Origin of the sequence: Pantoea sp. AN62 (assembly GCF_050432985.1) — a bacterium.
Taxonomy (GTDB): Bacteria; Pseudomonadota; Gammaproteobacteria; order Enterobacterales; family Enterobacteriaceae; genus Pantoea; species Pantoea brenneri.
The window spans coordinates 228659-249502 of record NZ_JBNPYB010000004.1; the positions used below are offsets into that span (position 1 = coordinate 228659).

The 20844-nt window shown below is 60.8% G+C and carries 9 protein-coding genes and 2 pseudogenes; 9 read left to right on the forward strand and 2 right to left on the reverse strand.

From position 1 onward, the window contains the following. The first annotated feature begins 107 nt into the window (after positions 1-107). A pseudogene (locus FHW04_RS06935) lies at positions 108-2496 on the forward strand (beta-N-acetylhexosaminidase). 30 nt (positions 2497-2526) lie between these two features. Here the strand turns inward: FHW04_RS06935 and galR are convergent. Continuing rightward, positions 2527-3531, reverse strand: a complete 1005-nt coding sequence (galR, locus tag FHW04_RS06940; RefSeq protein ID WP_069728801.1) for an HTH-type transcriptional regulator GalR — start codon at positions 3529-3531, stop codon at positions 2527-2529. A 192-nt stretch (positions 3532-3723) separates the two neighbouring features. On the opposite strand from galR, the pseudogene FHW04_RS06945 reads away from it, so the two are divergent. Both FHW04_RS06945 and FHW04_RS06950 read left to right on the forward strand, forming a co-directional pair. Beyond that, positions 3724-5997: pseudogene (locus tag FHW04_RS06945) on the forward strand (molybdopterin guanine dinucleotide-containing S/N-oxide reductase). Positions 5998-6276: 279 nt separating this feature from the next. Then, complete coding sequence (locus FHW04_RS06950) at positions 6277-8004, forward strand: penicillin-binding transpeptidase domain-containing protein (RefSeq protein ID WP_031375393.1); 1728 nt, start codon at positions 6277-6279, stop codon at positions 8002-8004. Positions 8005-8021: 17 nt separating this feature from the next. Here FHW04_RS06950 and FHW04_RS06955 read toward each other — a convergent pair whose 3' ends face one another. Continuing rightward, complete coding sequence (locus tag FHW04_RS06955; protein WP_069728803.1) at positions 8022-8381, reverse strand: hypothetical protein; 360 nt, start codon at positions 8379-8381, stop codon at positions 8022-8024. A gap of 99 nt (positions 8382-8480) precedes the next feature. On the opposite strand from FHW04_RS06955, the gene FHW04_RS06960 reads away from it, so the two are divergent. From FHW04_RS06960 to lplT, 6 genes are all read left to right on the forward strand, one after another. Beyond that, positions 8481-9719 (forward strand): MdtA/MuxA family multidrug efflux RND transporter periplasmic adaptor subunit, encoded by a 1239-nt coding sequence (locus FHW04_RS06960; protein WP_089561313.1) that lies wholly within the window; start codon positions 8481-8483, stop codon positions 9717-9719. Then, positions 9716-12916: an efflux RND transporter permease subunit gene (locus FHW04_RS06965; RefSeq protein ID WP_069728805.1), complete on the forward strand. Its 3201-nt coding sequence runs from the start codon at positions 9716-9718 to the stop codon at positions 12914-12916. Before FHW04_RS06960 ends, FHW04_RS06965 begins: the two co-directional genes overlap by 4 nt. Then, complete coding sequence (locus tag FHW04_RS06970) at positions 12913-16014, forward strand: multidrug efflux RND transporter permease subunit (RefSeq protein WP_031375831.1); 3102 nt, start codon at positions 12913-12915, stop codon at positions 16012-16014. Before FHW04_RS06965 ends, FHW04_RS06970 begins: the two co-directional genes overlap by 4 nt. Before the next feature lie 3 nt (positions 16015-16017). Then, positions 16018-17406, forward strand: coding sequence for an efflux transporter outer membrane subunit (locus FHW04_RS06975; protein WP_046289166.1), 1389 nt, complete (start codon positions 16018-16020; stop codon positions 17404-17406). A gap of 81 nt (positions 17407-17487) precedes the next feature. After that, positions 17488-19638 carry a bifunctional acyl-ACP--phospholipid O-acyltransferase/long-chain-fatty-acid--ACP ligase gene (aas, locus tag FHW04_RS06980; protein ID WP_089561314.1) on the forward strand — a complete coding sequence of 717 codons (2151 nt, stop codon included), beginning with the start codon at positions 17488-17490 and terminating at the stop codon, positions 19636-19638. Beyond that, positions 19635-20825 carry a lysophospholipid transporter LplT gene (gene lplT, locus FHW04_RS06985; protein WP_031375829.1) on the forward strand — a complete coding sequence of 397 codons (1191 nt, stop codon included), beginning with the start codon at positions 19635-19637 and terminating at the stop codon, positions 20823-20825. Before aas ends, lplT begins: the two co-directional genes overlap by 4 nt. The last annotated feature ends 19 nt before the right edge of the window (positions 20826-20844 follow it).

Here is a 20844-nt window from a genome sequence, read left to right on the forward strand (position 1 = left end):
CGCCTTCAGTTCAAATTTCTTAATGGATTAACTTGCTTAACTGCGCGAAACAACTTTAATCAGGGTTTACCCGTGATAAGTCATTGACTCTACAAGGATGCCCGCCAATGTGGTTACGCCGTTCTCTGATTGCTGGTTATGGTGCGATAAGTTGCGTTATGAGTGTGGCGCTGGCCTCACCCGCGCTGGCTGAAAAGCTTCCCTTAATGCCCTGGCCGCAGCGGGTTGAACAGCCAGCCAGCGGCGGGACGCTGAGCCTGACGCCGCAGCTGACACTGCAGATTACCGGCGATCATCTGGCGGGGGCCGAGGCGCGCTGGCTGGAACGCATCGCTAATCAGACCGGCTGGCCGCTGTTGCCCGCCCGCCAGCCGGTGGCACAGCCAACCATCCGTATCGTGATTGATAAAGCGGTCGATCCGCTGCCGCAGCCCGACAGTGATGAACGTTATCACCTGCAAATTGATGGCAGCGGCGTACTGCTCAGCGCCCCCAGCCGGTTCGGCGCGATGCGCGGCATGGAAACCCTGTTGCAGCTGATTCAGAACGGCGATCGGGGCACCACCCTTCCTTACGTGACCATTGATGATCAGCCGCGATTCCCCTGGCGTGGAATATTAATCGACAGTGCTCGTCACTTTATGCCGATTGAAACCCTCAGGCGGCAAATCGATGGCATCGCTGCCGCCCGGATGAACGTCTTTCACTGGCATCTGACCGACGATCAGGGCTGGCGCTTTGCTTCCAGCCACTATCCCCAGCTCCAGCAGAAAGCCAGCGATGGCCGCTATTACAGCCAGCAACAGATGCGTGAACTGGTGCAGTATGCCGCCGATCGCGGCGTGCGGGTGGTGCCGGAGCTGGATCTGCCGGGCCACGCCTCGGCGCTGGCGGTGGCGATGCCGGAACTGATCAGCGCGCCGGGTCCCTATCAGATGGAGCGTGGCTGGGGGGTGTTTAAACCGCTGCTCGATCCCAGCAATGAGCAGGTCTATCAGGTGATCGACACCCTGGTGGGCGAAATGGCGGCGATCTTTCCCGATCCGTGGCTGCATATTGGCGGCGATGAGGTCGATCCGACCCAGTGGAACCAGTCTCCGCACATCCAGCAATTTATGCGCGATCGCGGGCTGAAAGATGCCCATGCTCTGCAGGCCTGGTTCAACCAGCGGGTTGAGAAGATCCTTGAGAAGCACCAGCGTCAGATGGTCGGCTGGGATGAGATCGCCCATCCCGATCTGCCGCGCAGCATTCTGATCCAGTCGTGGCAGGGCCAGGATGCGTTGAGCGAGGTCGCCAAAGAGAACATGCGCGGCATCCTTTCCACCGGCTTCTATCTCGATCAGCCGCAGCCCGCCAGCTATCACTACCGCAACGAAATCTATCCGCAGGGACTCAACGGCCAGGATAAGCTGCAGCCGGGCGAGCAGGCGCAAAGCTGGGCATTCACTCTGCCGCGACTGAAAGGCAGTCCGGTGCAGGGCAGTTTTACCCTGATTGAGGGGCAGCAGGGCTGGCGTGGCTTTATCGACTTTGCCGGCAAAGCGCGGCGGATGGTCAGCCAGATCGACTGGCTATCGACGCAACAGGTGCGTTTTCAGGTCGACAGCTGGATGGGGCCGTTGCAGCCGGTGGTGACGCTGCAACCGCATACGCAGGCGCTCAGCGGCTATGTGCTGGTGGGGAACGTGCGGTATCCGGTCAGCGGCAAAAAGCTGGCGCAGGCACCGGCCGGGATTGCGCCCACGCTGCCGACACCGCAGCAGATGCAGCAAAACCTGCTGGGCGGTGAGGCGGCGCTGTGGGCCGAGAATATCAACAGCCAGATTATCGATACCAAACTGTGGCCGCGCGCCTTTGTGGTCCGCTCAGGATGTTACCGATAGCGATGAGATGTATCAGCGGCTGGCGGCGATGGATCGCTGGAGCAGCGTCTCTGTCGGCACTCAGCAACACGCCCAGGCGGAACGTCAGATGATGCGGCTGGCCAACCGCAGTGATATCGCGCCGCTGCAGGTGCTGGCCGAGGTGCTGGAACCGGCGCAGTACTATACCCGCCAGCATTTGAAGTTTCAGGCCGGCCATTATGATTACCATGAGCCGTTAAACCGGCTGGCGGATGTGTTGCCCGCCGAGAGTGAGGCGGTGCGTCAGCTGGAACATCAGGTTAGCGCGCTGATCGCCAATCGCACCGATCCAACGGCGGCAGCGGCGATTCAGCGTCAGCTCCAGCGCTGGCAGGCTAATACCGCCCAGGTGATGCCACTGCTTAATGCTAACTACCTGCTGAAGCCGCTGGCCCACAGTGCGCAACAGGTGGACGCGTTGAGTCGGATGGGGATTTCGCTGGTGAATGCCTGGGCCCGCAACCAGGCCTTTGGGGCCAGCGAAGTGGCACAGATGCACGCCACGCTGGACGCGGCGGCAGAGGTGCAGGATGAGACGGTGATTGCGCTGGTCAGGCCGCTGGAAACGCTGCTGCGCGCCTTTAAGTAGACGGGCGCGGCCTGAACCGGCCGCGACCCATTATGATGCCGGACCGCTGACCGAATGGCGGCGCACCAGCGTCGGGCTGAACATGTGGGTTACTTCCGGCAGTGGCTGGTCATTGGCCAGCGCCAGCGCCAGTTCGGCGGCCTGCTGCGCCATGGTGACGATGGGATAGCGCACGGTGGTAAGGCGCGGACGCACGTAGCGTGATACCAGCACATCGTCGAAACCGATCAGCGACATCTCCTCTGGCACGCGGACGCCATTATCGCTCAGCACCGCCAGCGCGCCGGCGGCCATTGAGTCGTTGTAGCAGGCGACCGCAGTGAAATTTTTACCGCGTCCCAGCAGTTCGGTCATCGCCGTTTCGCCGCCCACCTCATCCGGTTCACCCCAGGTCACCAGCCGATCGCTGCACGGCAGGCCGTGCTCTTTCAGCGCATCGTAGTAACCCTGCAGGCGATCTTCGGCATCGGAAATGGTGTGGGTCGAGCAGATAAAGGCGATATTCTGGTGACCCAGCTGGATCAGATGGCGGGTCGCCAGCCAGGCGCCGTAGCGATCGTCGAGCGCAATACAGCGCTTTTCGAAGCCTTTGATCAGCCGGTTAAGCAGCACCATACCTGGCACCTGTTTCATTAACAGTTCCAGTTCTGCATCCGGGATTTTCTTGGCGTGCACCACCAGCGCTGCGCAACGGTGGCGCATCAGTTGTTCAATCGCCTGCCGCTCTTTTTGCTCATTGTGGTAACCGTTACCAATCAGCAAAAAGTTGCCGGTTTTTCCTGCAACTTCATCGACCGCTTTGACCATCGCGCCAAAAAACGGGTCCGACACATCACCGACAATCAGCCCGAGGGTTTCGGTCGACTGCTGCGCCAGCGCGCGTGCATTGGCGTTTGGATGATACTGAAGTTGCTCCATTGCCTGGCCGACGGCCTGGCGCGAGCTGTCGCTGGCCTTGGGAGAATTATTGATTACACGGGAGACTGTGGCGACAGAAACGCCAGCCAGTCGGGCAACATCCTTTATGGTAGCCATGCGTTTACCTGCTTCCGGGGAAAACGTTTACACATCGCATCAGTGTTACGGAAAAGGGCCGCCACATCAAGCCAGCAGAATGCCAGCGTCGTCGCAAAAGAGGGCGAAATCGGGCCGTCCGGCACGCCTTCTGCTGAAGTGGCACGCCATGCTATGCTGATTATCCCCAAATCTCTGCCGTGAAAAACAACGATGAAAACCAAAGTGCCACACCTGGCGCACTGGGGCGCCTTCACCGCCGTCACTGAAAACGATCGCCTGATTGGCTGCGAGCCTTTTTTCGCCGATGCCGATCCGTCCCCGATGATCCACACCCTTCCTGAACTGGTCTACTCCGATAAGCGTATCCGCCAGCCGATGGTGCGTCGCTCGTGGCTGAAGTCACGTGAAAACAGCGATCGCACGCTGCGGGGCCGGGAAGATTTTGTGGCGGTCGACTGGGACACCGCGCTCGACCTGGTGGCGGATGAAAACCGCCGTATCCGCGAGCGCTACGGCGCATCGGGCATTTTCAATGGCTCATACGGCTGGTCATCAGCCGGACGGGTTAACCATGCCCGCACCCTGATCCGCCGCTTCTATTTTCAGGGCGGTGGCGGCGTCGACCAGCAGGGCAACTACAGCTGGGGCGCGGCACAATTTTTCCTGCCTTATGTCATTGGCACCTATATGCCGCTGACCGGTCGCGTTACTGACTGGCCGGAAGTGGTGGAACATGCAGAGATTTTTGTCGCCTTTGGCGGACTGGCGCTGAAGAACGCCCAGGTCGCGTCGGGCGGAGCCGGGCAGCACAGCCTGAAACCGGCGCTGCAGCAACTGGCGGCCAAAGGCACGCCGGTGATTAATATCAGCCCGATGCGCGATGACTGTCCGGCCTTCCTCAACGCCGAGTGGATCCCGATTCGCCCGAATACCGACGTGGCGCTGATGCTGGCGCTGGGTTAAGAGATTACCCAGCGCGGCGCGGTGGACGAGGCGTTTCTCGCCAGCCACTGCACCGGCTGGCCGCAACTGCGCGCCTACCTGCTGGGCGAAGCGGATGGCGTGGCGAAAACCGCCGGCTGGGCCAGCCGTATCACCGGCATCCCGGCCGATCGCATCGTGCAACTGGCGCAGCAGCTGATCGGTAAACGCAGCTTTGTCACCTGTTCCTATTCGGTTCAGCGCGCCCATCGCGGTGAGCAGCCGTACTGGATGATGATCGCCCTGTCATCGATGCTTGGTCAGCCAGGGCTGCCGGGCGCGGGCTTCTCCTTCGGTCACGGGTCGATGAACAGCGTCGGCAATCCGCGCCAGGACGGCCCGGCACCGATGATGAGTACCGGACCCAACCCGTCCGGCCTGTCGATTCCGGTGGCGCGTATCAGCGATATGCTGCTCAATCCCGGCCAGCCTTACACCTTCCAGGGCGAGACGCTGCACTATCCTGACATCCATATGGTGCACTGGGCGGGCGGGAATCCGTTCCATCACCATCAGCAGCTCAACCGGCTGGTGGCGGGCTGGCAGCGGCCTGACACCGTAGTGGTGCAGGACATTGTCTGGACCCCGGCGGCGCAGATGGCCGATATCGTGCTGCCCGCCACCACGACGCTGGAGCGCAACGACATTGGCGGATCGTCACGCGACCGCTTTGTGCTGGCGATGCATCAGGCGATCAAACCGCAACATCAGGCGCGCAACGATTTCGATATCTTTGCCGATCTGGCGGAGCGTCTTGGCTACCGCGACACCTTTACCGAAGGACGCAACGAGATGCAGTGGATTGCGCATCTCTATCAGCAGTGTGCCGTGGCGCACCAGCGCAAAGGCATCCGCTTCCCTGAGTTTGAGGCGTTCTGGCAGCGCGGCTTTGTTGAGATCCCCGAGGGCGGCAAACCTTACGTGTTTATGGATGCTTTCCGCGCCGATCCGCAGGCCAATCCGATCAACACCGCCAGCGGCAAAATCGAGCTGTTCAGCCAGACGATTGCCGACTACCAGCTTGACGATTTTGCCGGCCATCCGGAGTGGCGCGAGCCGCAGGAGTGGCTGGGTGCGCCGATCAGCCGCGACTATCCGCTGCATATGATCTCGATCCAGCCTGCTGACCGGCTGCACAGCCAGCTGGATGGCACCGGCACCGTACAAGGCAATAAAACCGCCGGTCACGAAACGCTGTATATGCATCCGCTGGATGCGGCGGCGCGTGGCATCGTGGACGGTGACGAAATCGAGGTGAGCAATGCGCGCGGCGTGATGCTGGCCGGCGTCCGGCTGACCGAAGGGCTGACCCAGGGCGTGGTGATTATCGCCACCGGTGCCTGGTTTGATCCCGGTTTCGGTCAGGCATGGCAGCCCTACGATCGCGCCGGTAATCCCAACGTCCTGACGCTCGATATCGGCACTTCGTCACTGACCCAGGGACCTAACGCCATGAGTTGTCTGGTAGAAATCAAAAAACATCCGGATTGCAAAATAGCGTAAGGATCTCATGGCTGGTTACACTTTGCCGGTAACTGTTGCGTTTGAGCGATGGCAGCCGAGCGAGCCCGCTTGCTACAGTCAGGGTCCCAGAGGTATTGATGGGTGAACATCAATAGATTTTCTTGATTACACCAACCTGCGCAGATGCGCAGGTTTTTTTTGCCCGGCATTTAGCGGCCGATAACGAACTGATACACAGTTTTCCTGTTAACCGGTCAGCGCTTTCTTTATAACTGCTCAATTAAGCCCTCTTTTATCTCTTTAGCGCAGCGGATTGCCATGCCCCGGATTAAAAAACTACTGGGAAAAGACCAGATTAAAGCCCCGTTTAACCCTTTTCGCTTCCGTCTTATCTGCCTTGGTGTGCTGGCCTGCATGGTGGTATTGCTGGCGCGCGTCGCGGACCTGCAATTTCTCAACCAGCCGATGCTGGAGCACGAAGCCGATCAGCGCTCGCTGCGCACCGTCACGCTGCCAACCAGCCGTGGCACATTGCTGGATCGCAACGGCGAAGCACTGGCGCTCAGCGTACCGTCACGCGACGTGATCGCCGATCCGTTACGTGTGCTGGAGAGCAACCCCGACTTCACCAGTGCTAAATGGGCCTATCTGGCTGCCGCCCTGAATACCCGGCCGGAGTTACTGGCGGCGCAGATCACCGCCAATCCAAAACGCCGCTTCCTCTATCTGGGGCGTAAAATCGAACTGGGTATCGCCAAAGATATTAAAGAGCTGAAGCTGAAAGGCATCAGTGAGGTCTACGACGACAGCCGTTTCTATCCGATGAGTGAAGCGTCTGCGCCGCTGATTGGCATCGTCGGTGCCGATAATGTCGGCCTGAACGGGCTGGAGAAGGGCTTTGACAAGGTGTTGCAGGGCGAGCCGGGTAAAGAGGTTTATCGCCAGGACGCTGCCGGCAATATCATCGCGATGATCAACTATCAGCCGCCGACGCAGCCGCCGACGGTGCAGCTCAGCATCGACAAATACGATCAATACACCCTGTACAGCAAACTGCGCGACGGCGTGCTGATCAACAAGGCGGACTCCGGTGCGGCGGTGCTGGTGAAAATCGACACCGGCGAGATTCTGGCGATGGCCTCCTATCCGTCGTTCAACCCCAATAACTACGATGGCGCCACGCCCGCCCAGATGCGAAACGCGGCGATTAACGACAGTTACGAACCCGGTTCGACGGTGAAGCCGCTGGTGGTGATGGAAGGGCTGGAGCGTCATCTGGTGCGGCCGGACTCGGTGATTGATACCACGCCGTACCGGGTCAACGGCCACCTGATCCGCGACGTTGGCCACTGGCCGCGCCTGACCATGACCGGCATCCTGCAGAAGTCGAGTGACATCGGCGTGTCGCACATTGCGCTGGCCATGCCGGCTGAAGCGCTGGTGAATACCTATCATGCGTTTGGCCTCGGTAAACCGACCGGCCTGGGCTTAACCGGCGAGAGCGTCGGTTACTTCCCGCTGCACCGCACCCGCTGGGCGGACATCGAACGGGCGACCTTCTCCTTTGGTTACGGCCTGCGCGTCACGCCGCTGCAGATTGCACGTGAATACGCCACCCTCGGCTCTTACGGCGTCTACCGTCCGCTGTCGATTACCCGGGTCACCCCGCCGGTGCTGGGCAAGCAGGTAGCGAATCCGGAAACGGTGAAAGAGGTGGTACACATGCTGGAGAGCGACGTGTTGCCGGGCGGGACCGGGGTGAAAGCTGCGGTGCCGGGCTATCGTCTGGCGACCAAAACCGGTACCGCTGAGAAGATGGGCAACAGCGGCAAATATGATGGCGGCTACGTCAACTATACCGCCGGTATCGCGCCTGCCAGTCATCCGGAAGTGGCGCTGGTGGTGATGATTAACCATCCGACCGCTGGCGATCACTTTGGTGGCTCGGTAGCGGCGCCGGTATTCGGCAACATCATGGGGCCGGTACTGAAGCACATGAACATCGCGCCGGATGCCATTTACAGCGCTACCGCAGCGAACAACTAAGATAAATCTTAGAAAAATCAGAGTGTAAGTGCGGCGAGGGAGATATTCACACCTCGTTGCATTTCCCCGAATTCGGTTGCGTTTTCCCTCTGTTGCTGCGGCACGAAACAGTGCGAGGATAGAGGTCCCAGAGGTATTGATGGGTGTGAAAACAACACCGCTTCGGCAGTGATTACCCTGTTATTGCACCAACCCACGCAGATGCGTGGGTTTTTTTTTGCCTGCGTCAGGCCGCGCGCGTCGTCCGTATTTTCCCGCCTGCGCGTGCCGTCAACATCATCATTGTTCTTAACGAAACCCTTACCTTTTGCCGATAGAAAGGCGCGTAACATTTCGCCGATAATGCCCGCCGTGAAGCCCCGGCTGGTGGTTTTCATGCTGGCGAATTCGCGGCAGCGCCATCAGCCACTGCAGGTGGCTCACTTCATATTCCGCACCCTCCGGGATGTTCTTTTTCTGTTTATCTGAAGAGTTCGATGATGACTCACCACTCACGCTCCGCGCGTTCCGGCTGGCTGAAATGGCTGCTTTTATTGATTGTGGCGGCGACCATCGCTGGCGTGGCCTGGCGTCTGTTGCCCCTCGGCAAAGCACCGGGCGGGGCGATGCCGCCTGGCGGACGCGGTGCGCCCGGCAGAATGGGCGGCGGCGCGACCCTGGTACACAGCGGCGTCGCGACCCTGGTACACAGCGGCGTCGCGACCCGTGCCGATGTGCCGGTCTGGCTGAATGCGCTCGGCACGGTGATCCCCAACGCCAGCGTGACGGTCACCAGCCGGGTCGATGGTCAGCTGCAACAGGTCTTCTTCACCGAAGGTCAGAAGGTCAGCGCTGGTCAGCTGCTGGCGCAGATCGATCCGCGCAGCTACCAGGCGACGCTGAATCAGTATCAGGGCGAACTTAATCAGAATCAGGCGCTGCTGAAAAGCGCCGAACTGACGCTGGCACGCTACCGCAAGCTGGCGGCGCAGGACTCGCTGTCGCGCCAGGATCTGGATAGCCAGATCGCCACGGTAGGGCAGTATCGCGGGGCAGTCGCCGCCGATCAGGCGCAGATCGCCAGCGCCAGACTGAGTATCGAATATGCCCGCATCACCGCGCCGATCGCTGGTCGGGTCGGACTGCGTCAGGTCGACCCGGGCAACATGGTACAGACCTCCAGCAGCACCGGCCTGGTAACCATCACCCAGATGCAGCCAGCGGCGGTCACCTTTAGCGTGCCGCAGAGCGAAATCCCGACGCTGGTGAGCGCCCTGCATCAGAGCCAGAGCCTGCCCGCTACGCTGTTTGACCAGGATAACCAGCATCTGCTCGCCAACGGCGAGGTGAAGTACATCAGTAACCAGATCGATACCGCCACCGGCACCGTAGAACTGAAAGCGCTGTTCGCCAACCAGGATGAGTCGCTGTTTGCCAACCAGTTCGTCAATCTGCGGCTGCAGACCCGGGTGCTGAAAGGCGTAACGGTGATCCCGGCTCAGGCATTGCAATTAAGCAGCGATGGCAGCTTTGTCTTCGTCATCAATCAGGACAACAGCGTCACGCGTAAAGCGGTCACCACCGGTCCGGCGGTTGACGACGATCATCAGGCGATCCTCAGCGGCGTTGCGCCGGGCGATCGGCTGGTCACCGAAGGAATCGATCGGCTGACTAACGGCAGCAAGGTTTCACTGGCGGATGAGACGCCTGCACCGGCAAGCGCTGAGGCCAAATGAATCCGTCACGGCTTTTTATACTGCGTCCGGTCGCCACCATCCTGCTGATGGTCGGCGTGCTGATTGCCGGCATTTTTGCCTATAAGTTTCTCTCCACCTCGGCGCTGCCGCAGGTCGACTATCCGACCATTCAGGTCACCACGCTCTATCCCGGTGCCAGTCCGGATGTGATGGCGTCGTCGGTGACCGCGCCGCTTGAGCGCCAGCTGGGCCAGATGGCCGGACTGAGTCAGATGACCTCCGCCAGCGCCAGCGGCTCGTCGGTGATTACGCTGAAATTCAGCCTCGACCTGTCACTGGATGTCGCCGAGCAGGAGGTGCAGGCTGCGATTAATGCCGCCGATAGCCTGCTGCCTGACGATCTGCCCAATCCGCCAACCTATAAAAAGGTTAACCCGGCGGACAGCGCGGTGATTACGCTGGCGGCCAGTTCCGACACGCTGCCGCTGACGCAGGTGCAGGATCTGGTAAATACCCGGGTGGCGCTCAAGCTGTCGCAGATTTCTGGCGTTGGGATGGTGACGCTGGCGGGCGGACAACAGCCGGCGATTCGGGTCCGGATCAACCCGAAAGCGCTCGCTGCCCACCATCTGACGCTGGAAGCGGTCAACACGCTGATTGGCAACAGCAACGTCAACGGCTCCAAAGGCGGCTTTGACGGCAAATATCACTCGGTAACCATTGATGCCAACGATCAGCTGCGCACCGCCGCTGAGTACGGCAACCTGATCCTCAGCTATGAGAATGGCGCGGCGCTGCGGCTGAAGGATATTGCCCTCATTGAGCAGGGGCCGGAGAACAGTTTTCAGTCGGCGTGGGCCAATAATCGGCCAGCGATTGTGATCAACGTGCAGCGTCAGCCCGGCGCGAACGTGATTCAGGTGGTGGACAACATCAAGGCGCAGCTGCCGGTGCTGCAGGCGGCGCTGCCGGATGGGGTGAAGATGACTATCCTGTCCGATCGTACCCAGACCATTCGCGCCTCGATCAGCGACGTGCAGTTTGAATTGATGCTGTCGATTGCGCTGGTGGTGATGGTGACGTTCCTGTTCCTGCGCAACGTGGCGGCGACGCTGATCCCCAGCGTGGCGGTGCCGCTGTCGCTGATTGGGACCTTCGGCGTGATGTATCTGGCGGGCTTCAGCCTCAACAATCTGTCGTTGATGGCGCTGACCATCGCCACCGGTTTTGTCATTGACGATGCGATTGTGGTGGTCGAGAACATCTCCCGGCGGCTGGAGCAGGGCGAATCCCCGCTGGAAGCGGCGCTGAAAGGATCACAGCAGATTGGTTTTACCATCATCTCGCTGACCTTTTCGCTGATTGCGGTGCTGATCCCGCTGCTGTTTATGGGTGACGTGGTCGGGCGGCTGTTCCGCGAGTTTGCCATCACCCTGGCAGTGGCGATTCTGGTGTCGATGGTGGTATCGCTGACCCTGACGCCGATGCTGTGTGCTTATCTTCTGCGCCACATTCCACCAGAGCGGCAGTCCACTTTTGCCCGCAAAGGCGGCGTGCTGTTTGATCGCCTGATTGGCGGCTATGACCGGCTGCTGACGGTGGTGCTGAACCACCAGAAACTGACGCTGCTGGTGGCGCTGGCGACGGTAGCCCTGACCGCACTGCTCTATCTGGTGGTGCCGAAGGGCTTCTTCCCGACTCAGGATACCGGTCTGATTCAGGGAGTGACCGTCGCGTCGCAGGATGTCTCTTTCAGCGCGATGGCCACCCGGCAGCAGGCGCTGTCGGCGCTGATCATGAAAAACCCGGCGGTGGAAAGCGTCTCTTCGATCATCGGCATTGATGGCACCAACAGCAGCCTTAACAGTGGCCGCCTGCAGATCAACCTCAAGCCGTTTGCCGCGCGTGACGTCAAGGCGGATGAGGTGATTAAACAACTGCAGCAGGCCACCGCCGGCGTGACCGGGATTCAGCTCTATCTGCAACCGGCGCAGGATCTGACGGTTAACGATCAGGTCTCACCGAGCCAGTATCAGTTCACACTTGACGACGCCGACAGCGAGAACCTGGTGAAATGGTCACCTGCGCTGGTGGCGGCCCTGCAGCAGCGGCCAGAGTTTAACGGTGTAGTGAGCAACCTGCAGGATCAGGGACGTGTCGCCTTTGTGGAGCTGAACCGCGACAAAGCGGCGCGCTACGGCATCACGGCGGCGGACGTGGACACTGCGCTTTACAACGCCTTCGGTCAGCGGCTGGTGTCGACCATCTTCACCCAGTCGAATCAATATCGGGTGGTGCTGGAAGTCGCGCCCGCCTGGCAGCAGGGTCCGGCATCGTTTGATGATATCTATCTGCAACCGTCCGACAGCACGGACAGTTCGGACAGTTCGGATAGTTCGGACAGCAGCACGACAACCTCCGGCAGCAGCACCGCTTCGACCACCAGCACCACGGCCAGCAGCGGGATGGTAAAACTGACCTCAATTGCCACGATTCACCAGCGAACCGGCGCGCTGATGCACATGCGGCTGAACCAGTTCCCGGCGGTGATGATCTCCTTCAACCTCAATCCCGGCTATTCGCTGGAGCAGGGGCAACAGGCGATCGCGGCAGTGCGGCAGCAGCTTGCGCTGCCGCAGAGCATTACGCTGCGCTATCAGGGCGAAACCTCGGCGTTCCAGAGTGCCACCAGCAACACGCTGTGGCTGATTCTGGCGGCGCTGATCACCATGTATGTGGTGCTCGGCATTCTGTATGAAAGCTTTATCCATCCGGTCACCATCCTCTCGACGCTGCCGTCGGCGGCGGTCGGGGCGCTGTTGACGCTGCTGCTGGCCGGCACCGAATTCAGCCTGATTGCGCTGATTGGCGTGATCCTGCTGATCGGCATCGTCAAAAAGAACGCGATTATGATGATCGACTTTGCGCTGGAGGCGGAACATCAGCAGCATCTCAGCCCTCGCGAGGCGATCCACCAGGCCTGCCTGCTGCGCTTCCGGCCGATTCTGATGACCACCATGGCGGCGCTGCTCGGCGCACTGCCGCTGATGCTGGCGTCCGGGTCTGGCGCAGAACTGCGTCAGCCGCTGGGGCTGGTGATTGTCGGCGGACTGATCGTCAGTCAGGTGCTGACGCTGTTCTCCACGCCGGTGATCTACCTGTGGTTTGATGCGCTGGCACAGCGCGGCAAGCGCTGGGTGAAACGTCGTCAGCAACCGGCGCGGAGCGGACAATGAATCTGACCCGGCTGTTTATCTTCCGCCCGGTGGCGACGCTGCTGCTGACGCTGGCGATTCTGCTGCTCGGCGTACTCGGCTATCGTCTGCTGCCGGTCGCGCCGCTGCCGCAGGTCGATTTCCCGACCATCATGGTCAGCGCCAGCCTGGCCGGTGCCAGTCCGGAAACCATGGCGGCGACCGTCGCCACGCCGCTGGAGCGTTCACTCGGACAGATTGCCGGTATCACCGAGATGACCTCCAGCAGCTCGCAGGGCTCCAGCAGCATCATTCTGCAGTTTGAACTGGATCGCGATATCAACGGCGCGGCGCGTGACGTGCAGGCGGCGATCAACGCGGCGCGCAGCCTGCTGCCGAGTGCGATGGCGTCATTGCCGACCTACCGCAAAGCCAATCCGTCCGATGCGCCGATTGTGATGCTGGCGCTGACCTCTGCCACCCGCACGCCCGGTGAACTCTACGATCTGGCCGAGAGCAAAATCGAACAGGCGATGGGCCAGGTTAACGGCGTGGGCGAAGTCTCGCTGATGGGCAGTGCCCTGCCGGCGGTGCGGATTGATCTGCAACCGCTGAAGCTGACCCACTATGGTATTTCGCTGGATACGGTGCGCAGCGCGGTGGCGAACAGCACCACCAATCTGCCCAAAGGCGTGCTGCAGGGCAGCGGGCAGTCATGGCTGGTCGACAGCAATGGTCAACTGGATAAGGCGGCCAGCTATCGCGATCTGATCGTCAGCTATCAGCAGGGCAAAGCGGTGCGGCTGCACGATGTCGCCACGGTTTACGACTCGGTGGAAGATCGCTATCAGGCCGGTTTTCTCAATGCCACGCCCTCGGTGATGATCGGCATCAAGCGTCAGGCAGGCGCCAACATGCTCGACACCATCGACGCCATAAAAGCGCAGTTGCCGCAGCTGGAAAAAGATCTGCCGGCGGATACGCAACTGCGCATCGTCGTCGACCGCTCGCCCGGCGTGCGCGCCTCGCTGTATGACACCGAAGAGACGCTGCTGATTGCGGTATTGCTGGTGATCGCGGTGGTGTTTGTTTTTCTGCGCAATCTGCAGGCGGTGATCATTCCGGCGCTGGCCTTGCCGGTATCGCTGATCGGCACCTGCGCGGTGATGTATCTGCTTGGCTACAGCCTCGATAACCTGTCGCTGATGGCGCTGATTATCGCCACCGGTTTCGTGGTTGACGATGCGATCGTGGTGCTGGAGAACATTACCCGCCACATTGAGCGCGGGTTGAGTCCGCTGCGGGCGGCGCTGCGCGGGGCGCAGGAGGTGAGTTTCACCGTACTGTCGATGACCATCTCACTGATCGCGGTGTTTATTCCGATCCTGCTGATGGGCAGCATCGTCGGACGACTGTTCCGCGAATTCGCCGTTACCCTCACCGTGTCGCTGCTGATCTCGCTATTTGTCTCACTCAGCCTGACCCCGATGCTCTGTGCCCGGCTGCTGAAGCCGAAACCGCCGCTCAGCCAGCGGCCGCACCCGCTCTACCAGGCGATTGAGAACCTGCTGAATCGCCTGCTGGCCGCCTACGCGCGCGGGCTGGCATGGGTGATGCGTCATCAGAAACTGACGCTGCTCAGCCTGCTGCTGACCGTGCTGCTCAACCTGTTTCTCTATTCGGTGGTACAGAAGGGCTTCTTTCCGAATCAGGATACCGGGCTGTTGATGGGCGCACTGCGCGCCGACCAGAACATCTCATTCCAGGCGATGAAGCCGAAGATGCAGATGTTCACCAAAATCATCGAGGCCGATCCGGCGGTAGAGAGCGTCATGTCGTCGATGGGCAGCGGGATGTTCGGCGCGCGCAACAGCGCCAACTTCTTTGTCCGGCTGAAAGATTTCGATCAGCGTGATGCCACCGCCACCGAAGTGGCGAACCGGCTGAGCCGTAAAACCAGCCAGCTGGCTGGCGCACAGATGTTCCTGATGGCGGCGCAGGACCTGCACATTGGCGGACGCAGCGCCAACGCCACTTATCAGTACAGCTTACAGGCTGACGATCTCGATCTGCTGCGCAGCTGGACGCCGAAAGTGCAGGCGGCGCTGGCGGCGATCCCCCAGCTCAACAGCGTTGATTCGGATTCGCAGACCGGCGGCCAGGAAGTGGAACTGACCATCGATCGTGATCGCGCCACCCGGCTTGGGGTCAACGTGCAGATGCTGGATACGCTGCTGAATAATGCCTTCAGCCAGCGGCAGATCGCCACGCTCTATCACACCCTGAATCAGTATCACGTGGTGATGTCGTTGCAGGATAGCGACACCGCCAATCCGGCGATGCTGCAACAGCTGTATGTGATTAACGACAGCGGCGATCGTATTCCGCTGTCGGCCTTTACCCGCTTCAGCGGCGGCAACGCCCCGCTGGCCGTGACGCATCAGGGCCAGTCCGCCACCAGCACCGTGGCTTTTAACCTCAATGATGGCGTCTCGCTCGAGCAGGCGCAGGGGTTGATCAAGCAGGCGATGGCGAAGCTGGGCCTGCCCGCCACCATCCAGGCCGGTTTTGCCGGGACGGCCGCCGCCTTTTCTCAGCTCACGGCCACCATGCCGTGGTTGATTCTGGCGGCGCTGGCGGCGGTCTATATCGTGCTCGGCGTGCTGTATGAGAGCTATATCCATCCGCTGACCATTCTGTCGACCCTGCCGTCAGCGGGCGTCGGCGCGCTGTTACTGCTGCTGCTGACTAACACCCAGCTGACGGTGATCGCGCTGATTGGCATCATTCTGCTGATCGGCATCGTCAAAAAGAACGCCATCATGATGATCGACTTCGCCATCAGCGCCGAAAGAGAGCAGGGCATGACGCCGCAGCAGGCGATTACCCAGGCCTGTCTGATGCGCTTCCGGCCGATCATGATGACCACGCTGGCGGCCTTTTTTGGTGCCTTACCGCTGGCACTTGGCAGCGGCGGCGATGCCGATCTGCGCAGTCCGCTCGGGATCGCCATCGCGGGTGGTCTGGCGCTCAGCCAGCTGCTGACGCTGTTCACCACCCCGGTTATTTATCTGTGGCTCGATCGTCTGAGCCGTGCCACTCAACGTCAATGGCGTCGTCTGCGCCATGCGGAATCCTGATTGATGAAACCCATTATCCCGCTTGTTCTGATGCTGCTGCTGAGCGGCTGTACTGTTGGTCCCGACTACCAGCGCCCCGCGATGGCGATACCGATTCACTATAAAGAGGCCAAAGGCTGGCAGCAGGCGACGCCGCGCGATCAGCAGGGCAAAGGCGAATGGTGGGCGGTTTATCACGACGCCACCCTGAGCGGCCTGCTTAGCCAGGTGAGTATCTCGAACCAGAACGTCGCCAATTATGCGGCGCAGTACCGTCAGGCGCAGGCGCTGGCGAGCGAGTCACGCGCCGCGCTGTTTCCGTCACTGGGTTATGACAGCAGCGTGACGCGCAGCGGCAGCCACGCCACCAGCAGCAGCGCCCGCACCACCAGCAGCAGCCATCAGGCCGAACTGAGTGCCAGCTGGGAGCTGGATCTGTGGGGCAAACTGCGTCGCACGCTGGAAGAGAATCGCGCCAGCGCGGCGGCCAGCGCGGCGGAACTGGCCAATATCACCCTTAGCGCCCAGTCTGAACTGGCGCAGGACTATTTCCAGCTGCGTTTTATCGACCAGAAAATTGCGCTCTATCAGCAGAGCGTGGCGGCCTACCAGCGCTACCTGAAGGTGATCACTAACCAGTATCAGGCTGGCACGGCGTCGCTCGCTACCCAGGCACAGGCGCAGATGCAGCTGGAGAGCGCCAGCGCCTCGGCGCAGGATTATCAGTGGCAGCGTGCCCAGATGGAACACGCCATCGCGCTGCTGGTGGGCAAAGCGCCGGCGGACTTCAGCCTGCCTGCCGCGCCGTTGCACGCCACGCTGCCCACGGTGCCGGCCGGGCTGCCGAGCCAGCTGTTGCAACGCCGTCCTGATATCGCCTATGCCGAACGTAACATGGCGGCCGCTAACGCCGCGGTTGGCGTGGCGGTGGCTGGTTACTATCCGGATCTCACCCTCAGCGCCAGCGGCGGCGTCAGTTCATCGGCGCTGCATTCGCTGTTCTCATTGCCCAACCGCGTCTGGTCGCTGGGGCCGGAGCTAAGCGGCACGCTGCTCGACTTTGGTGCCACCTCGGCGCAGGTTGATCAGGCACGTGCCAGCTGGGATGCCAGCGTCGCCAGCTATCGTCAGACGGTATTAGCAGCGTTACAGGAGGTGGAAGATCAGCTGGTGGAACTCAACACCCTGCAGGGCGAGATTGCGGCCCAGCAGCGCGCAGCCGTGGCGGCTCAGACATCAGCGCGGGTGACGCGCAATCAGTATGAGGCCGGGATGATCGACTATCTCGACGTGGCCACCACCGAAAACAGCAGCCTGACCGAGCAACAGAGTTTACTGACGCTGCAAAGCACCCAGTGGGTCAGCAGCGTGGCGCTGATTGCCGCGCTGGGCGGTGGCTGGCAGACACCCTGATCGCGGCGGATAATTCTGTTGTCGAACTGCGTCAAATCCTGCATCGTGAGGGGCTATTTTTCACGATGCTAAGGAGCAGGCATGGTATTCACATTATTGCGTCTGGTATTCCGCCTGTTATGGCGGGTCGAACTGCGCGGCGACGTTGCCGAACTGCATAAGCAGAAGGTATTGATCACGCCGAACCATATGTCGTTTCTCGACGGCATATTGCTGGCGTTATTTTTGCCGATTAAGCCGGTTTACGCGGTCTATTCAACCATCAGCGAAAGCTGGTTTATGCGGCTGGTTAAACCCTTTATCGACTATGTGCCGCTCGATCCCACTAAGCCGATGGCGCTGAAACAGCTGGTGCGGCTGATCGACAGCGGCCGCCCGGTGGTGATCTTCCCGGAAGGACGGATCACCGTGACCGGATCGCTGATGAAAATCTACAGCGGGGCCGGATTTGTCGCGGCGCGATCTGGCGCTAACGTGGTACCGATGCGGATTGAAGGGGCGGAGTTTACGCCGTTTGGCCGACTGGCGGGTGTATTTAAACGCCGCCTGTTTCCGCGCATCACCCTCAGCATTCTGCCGGCGACCCGTATCCCGATGCCGGAAGCGAAACGCGCCCGCGATCGGCGGATACTGGCGGGCGAACATCTGCATCATGTGATGATGGAAGCCCGCATGGCGGTACGCCCACGTGAAACTCTGTTTGAAGCCTTTCTCGCGGCCCGTTCACGCTACGGTGCCTTCAGGCGCTGCATCGAAGATGTCAATTTCAAGCCCGACAGCTATAACGGCTTGCTGAAGAAATCGCTCGGCGTCGGCCGTATTCTTGAACGCTACAGCCAGCCGCGCGAAGTGGTCGGGTTGCTGCTGCCAAACACCACCGTCACCGCGGCGGCGATTTTCGGTGCCTCGCTGCGTGGCCGGGTACCGGCGATGCTCAACTACACCGCGGGCGTCAACGGCATGCGGGCTGCCCTGACTGCGGCGCAGATTAAAACCGTCTTCACCTCGCGTCAGTTCCTCGACAAAGGTAATTTGTGGCATCTGCCGCAGGGACTCGACGAGGTGCAGTGGATCTATCTGGAAGATCTGAAAGATACGGTGACGCTACAGGACAAACTGTGGATTGTCGGCCATCTGCTGATGCCTCATCGCGCTCAGCTGCCCCAGCAGCCGGAAGACGCGGCGATGGTGCTGTTCACCTCTGGCTCAGAAGGCAACCCTAAAGGGGTGGTGCTTTCGCATAAAAGCCTGCTGGCGAACGTCGAACAGATTCGCACCGTGGCCGACTTTACCCCGCGTGACCGCTTTATGTCGGCGCTGCCGCTGTTCCACGCCTTTGGCCTGACCGTCGGCCTGTTTACGCCGCTGATGACCGGCGCGCAGGTGTTTCTCTATCCCAGCCCGCTGCACTACCGCATCGTACCGGAGCTGGTCTATGACCGAAACTGCACCGTACTGTTTGGTACTTCGACCTTCCTTGGCAACTATGCCCGCTTTGCTGCCCCTTACGACTTTGCCCGCCTGCGCTATGTGGTGGCCGGAGCCGAGAAGCTGCAGGAAAACACCCGCCAGCTCTACATGGAAAAATATGGCATTCGCATCCTCGAAGGCTATGGGGTAACCGAATGTGCGCCAGTGGTGGCGATTAACGTGCCGATGGCGGCGAAAGCGCACACCGTGGGACGCATTCTGCCGGGGATGGATTCGCGACTGATGTCGGTGCCGGGCATTGAGCAGGGCGGACGGCTGCAGCTGCGCGGCCCGAACGTAATGAAAGGCTATCTGCGGGTTGAAAATCCCGGCGTACTGGAAGTGCCGGTCGCCGACGATGGTGAAGGCAATCAGGAAGCGGGCTGGTATGACACCGGCGATATCGTCAGCTTTGATGAGGCGGGCTTCTGTCAGATTCAGGGACGCGCCAAACGCTTCGCCAAGATCGCTGGCGAGATGGTGTCGCTGGAGATCGTCGAGCAGATCGCCCTGAAAGCGTCGCCGGACAAACAACATGCCGCCTCGCTGCGGCCGGATGGTCAGCGTGGCGAGGCGCTGGTGCTGTTTACCACCGACAGCGAACTGGCGCGTGATGGCCTGCAAAAAGCCGCCCGTGAGCTGGGTGCGCCGGAGCTGGCATTGCCGCGTGATATCCGGGTGATGAAGCAGTTGCCACAGCTCGGCAGCGGCAAACCGGATTACGTGACGCTGAAAAAACTGGCTGAAGAGGAGCAGGCATGAACATCGAACGGGATGCGCCGCTGATGTCGCGCGGCATGATCGCGGTGATCGTGGCCCAGTTCTTTTCGGCATTCGGCGATAACGCGCTGCTGTTTGCCACGCTGGCGGTGCTGAAAAGCCAGTACTATCCCGACTGGAGCCAGCCGGTGTTGCAGATGCTGTTTGTCGCGACCTACATTCTGCTGGCCCCGTTTGTCGGGCAGATGGCCGACAGCATGGCGAAAGGGCGGGTGATGATGATCGCCAACAGCCTGAAACTGCTGGGCGCGCTGGCGATCTGCTTCGGCTTCAACCCGTTCCTTGGCTATACCCTGGTAGGAGTCGGCGCTGCGGCCTACTCACCGGCGAAATATGGCATCCTCGGTGAAATCACCCACGGCGGAAAGCTGGTGAAAGCCAACGGGCTGATGGAAGGTTCAACCATCGCCGCCATTCTGCTTGGCTCGGTGGCGGGCGGTATGCTGGCTGACTGGCACCTGCTGGCCGCGCTGGGACTCTGCGCCGTCACCTACGGCATCGCGGTGGTGGCCAATCTGTTTATCCCGAAACTGCAGGCGGCGCGTCCGGGGCAAAGCTGGCAGATCGCCGCCATGCTGCGCAGCTTTTTCCGTGCGGCAGCGGTGCTATGGCGTGACGCCGAAACGCGCTTTTCACTGCTCGGCACCAGCCTGTTCTGGGGCGCGGGCGTCACGCTGCGTTTCCTGTTGGTGCTGTGGGTGCCGGTGGCGCTGGGCATCAATGACAACACCACGCCGACCACCCTGAATGCGATGGTGGCGATCGGTATCGTGCTGGGTGCGGCCGCGGCCGCAAAACTGGTGACGCTGGAGACGGTGCGCCGCTGTATGCCTGCCGGGGTGCTGATTGGCGTCATGGTAGTGGTCTTCTCGCTGCAGCATACCCTGCTGAATGCCTATCTGCTGCTGATGGTGATTGGCGCGCTGGGGGGCTTCTTTGTGGTGCCGCTGAATGCGCTATTGCAGGCACGCGGTAAAGAGAGCGTCGGCTCGGGAAATGCGATTGCGGTGCAGAATCTCGGGGAGAACAGCGCGATGCTGCTGATGCTGGGGCTCTATACGCTGGCGATTAAAGCCGGTGCGCCGGCGGTGGCGACCGGTATCGGTTTTGGCGTGCTGTTCGCGCTGGCCATCGCGCTGTTGTGGCTATGGCGACCGGCTAAGCGCTAATCCGCTGGCCGCCTCCTGC

Excerpts from the sequence above, each read along its gene's own strand:
- galR (WP_069728801.1), bottom strand. The coding sequence starts at position 3,531 with ATGGCTACCATAAAGGATGTTGCCCGACTGGCTGGCGTTTCTGTCGCC.
- FHW04_RS06950 (WP_031375393.1), top strand. The coding sequence starts at position 6,277 with ATGCCCCGGATTAAAAAACTACTGGGAAAAGACCAGATTAAAGCCCCG.
- FHW04_RS06955 (WP_069728803.1), bottom strand. The coding sequence starts at position 8,381 with ATGAAAACCACCAGCCGGGGCTTCACGGCGGGCATTATCGGCGAAATG.
- FHW04_RS06960 (WP_089561313.1), top strand. The coding sequence starts at position 8,481 with ATGATGACTCACCACTCACGCTCCGCGCGTTCCGGCTGGCTGAAATGG.
- FHW04_RS06965 (WP_069728805.1), top strand. The coding sequence starts at position 9,716 with ATGAATCCGTCACGGCTTTTTATACTGCGTCCGGTCGCCACCATCCTG.
- FHW04_RS06970 (WP_031375831.1), top strand. The coding sequence starts at position 12,913 with ATGAATCTGACCCGGCTGTTTATCTTCCGCCCGGTGGCGACGCTGCTG.
- FHW04_RS06975 (WP_046289166.1), top strand. The coding sequence starts at position 16,018 with ATGAAACCCATTATCCCGCTTGTTCTGATGCTGCTGCTGAGCGGCTGT.
- aas (WP_089561314.1), top strand. The coding sequence starts at position 17,488 with ATGGTATTCACATTATTGCGTCTGGTATTCCGCCTGTTATGGCGGGTC.
- lplT (WP_031375829.1), top strand. The coding sequence starts at position 19,635 with ATGAACATCGAACGGGATGCGCCGCTGATGTCGCGCGGCATGATCGCG.